Here is a 2,638-nt window from a genome sequence, read left to right as displayed (position 1 = left end):
GAGTGTTCCCAAGTAGCAGCGTACTCGTGAAATTCGCTGTGAATCTGGCGGGACCACCCGCTAAGCCTAAATACTCCCTGGTGACCGATAGCGGACTAGTACCGTGAGGGAAAGATGAAAAGTACCCCGGGAGGGGAGTGAAATAGTACCTGAAACCGTGTGCCTACAATCCGTCGGAGCCTTTAGGGGTGACGGCGTGCCTTTTGAAGAATGAGCCTGCGAGTTAGTGCTACGTGGCGAGGTTAACCCGTGTGGGGTAGCCGTAGCGAAAGCGAGTCTGAATAGGGCGCTTGAGTCGCGTGGTCTAGACCCGAAGCGGTGTGATCTAGCCATGGCCAGGGTGAAGCGCGGGTAAGACCGTGTGGAGGCCCGAACCCACCAGGGTTGAAAACCTGGGGGATGAGCTGTGGTTAGGGGTGAAAGGCCAATCAAACACCGTGATAGCTGGTTCTCCCCGAAATGCATTTAGGTGCAGCGTCGTATGTTTCACCGCGGGGGTAGAGCACTGGATGGTCTAGGGGGCCCACAAGCTTACCGAAATCAACCAAACTCCGAATACCGTGGTGTGAGAGTGCGGCAGTGAGACTGCGGGGGATAAGCTTCGTAGTCGAGAGGGAAACAGCCCAGAACGCCAGCTAAGGCCCCTAAGTGTGTGCTAAGTGGGAAAGGATGTGGGGTCGCACAGACAGCCAGGAGGTTGGCTTAGAAGCAGCCACCCTTTAAAGAGTGCGTAATAGCTCACTGGTCAAGTGGTCCTGCGCCGACAATGTAGCGGGGCTTAAGCACACCGCCGAAGCTGTGTCATTTCAGCCTTGTGCTGGGATGGGTAGGGGAGCGTCGTGTAGCGGTTGAAGCGGCGGAGGAATCCAGCCGTGGACGCTATGCGAGTGAGAATGCAGGCATGAGTAGCGAAAGACGAGTGAGAAACTCGTCCGCCGGATGACCAAGGGTTCCTGGGCCAGGCTAATCCGCCCAGGGTAAGTCGGGACCTAAGGCGAGGCCGACAGGCGTAGTCGATGGACAACGGGTTGATATTCCCGTACCCGTGTGAACGCGCCCATGATGAACCTTGTGATACTAACCGCCCGAAGCCCTCCGAAAGTCCTTCGGGACCTAGGGGCAAGTGGAGCGCGGGACCTGAACTTGTAGTAGTCAAGCGATGGGGTGACGCAGGAGGGTAGCTCCGCCAGTGAGTGGTAGTACTGGTGCAAGCGTGTAGGGCGAGTTGTAGGCAAATCCGCAACTCATCAAGCCTGAGACGTGATGCGTAGCCGATTGAGGCGAAGTAGAGTGATCCCATGCTGCCGAGAAAAGCCTCTAGCGAGCTTTCACGCGGCCCGTACCCCAAACCGACACAGGTGGTCAGGTAGAGAATACCGAGGCGATCGGGCGAACTGTGGTTAAGGAACTCGGCAAAATGCCCCCGTAACTTCGGGAGAAGGGGGGCCGTAGCGCTTGAAGCTCTTTACGGGCTAGGGCGAGACGGCCGCAGAGACCAGCGAGAAGCGACTGTTTACTAAAAACACAGGTCCATGCGAAGTCGCAAGACGATGTATATGGACTGACGCCTGCCCGGTGCTGGAACGTTAAGGGGACCGGTTAGTCACTTTGTGGCGAAGCTGAGAACTTAAGCGCCAGTAAACGGCGGTGGTAACTATAACCATCCTAAGGTAGCGAAATTCCTTGTCGGGTAAGTTCCGACCTGCACGAATGGCGTAACGACTTCTCGACTGTCTCAACCGCAGGCCCGGCGAAATTGCATTACGAGTAAAGATGCTCGTTACGCGCGGCAGGACGGAAAGACCCCGGGACCTTTACTATAGCTTGGTATTGGTGTTCGATTCGGCTTGTGTAGGATAGGTGGGAGACTGTGAAGCGGCCACGCCAGTGGTTGTGGAGTCATCGTTGAAATACCACTCTGGTCGTATTGGATGTCTAACCTCGGTCCGTGATCCGGATCAGGGACAGTGCCTGGTGGGTAGTTTAACTGGGGCGGTTGCCTCCCAAAGAGTAACGGAGGCGCTCAAAGGTTCCCTCAGCCTGGTTGGCAATCAGGTGTCGAGTGCAAGTGCACAAGGGAGCTTGACTGTGAGACTGACGGGTCGAGCAGGGACGAAAGTCGGAACTAGTGATCCGGCCATGGCTTGTGGAAGCGTGGTCGCTCAACGGATAAAAGGTACCCCGGGGATAACAGGCTGATCTTGCCCAAGAGTCCATATCGACGGCATGGTTTGGCACCTCGATGTCGGCTCGTCGCATCCTGGGGCTGGAGTAGGTCCCAAGGGTTGGGCTGTTCGCCCATTAAAGCGGTACGCGAGCTGGGTTTAGAACGTCGTGAGACAGTTCGGTCCCTATCCGCCGCGCGCGTAGGATACTTGAGGAAGGCTGTCCCTAGTACGAGAGGACCGGGACGGACGGACCGCTGGTGTGCCAGTTGTTCTGCCAAGAGCATTGCTGGTTGGCTACGTTCGGAAGGGATAACCGCTGAAGGCATCTAAGCGGGAAGCTCGTTCCAAGATGAGGTATCCCACTCTTCGTGAGTTAAGGCCCCCAGCTAGACCACTGGGTTGATAGGCCAGAGGTGGAAGATCGGTAACGGTTGGAGCTGACTGGTACTAATAGGCCGAGGACTTGTTAC

Annotated in this window: 1 rRNA gene; it reads left to right on the top strand. The window is 56.6% G+C overall.

Annotated features, from left to right (window positions below):
- Positions 1-2,638: ribosomal RNA gene (locus ADL03_RS43660) — 23S ribosomal RNA — on the top strand; the annotation flags it as partial.

The organism is Nocardia sp. NRRL S-836 (genome assembly GCF_001279525.1).
In the GTDB taxonomy this organism is placed as follows: domain Bacteria; phylum Actinomycetota; class Actinomycetes; order Mycobacteriales; family Pseudonocardiaceae; genus Lentzea.
Note: the sequence above shows the minus strand (reverse complement) of the source record. Positions and strands in the feature narration are given on the sequence as shown.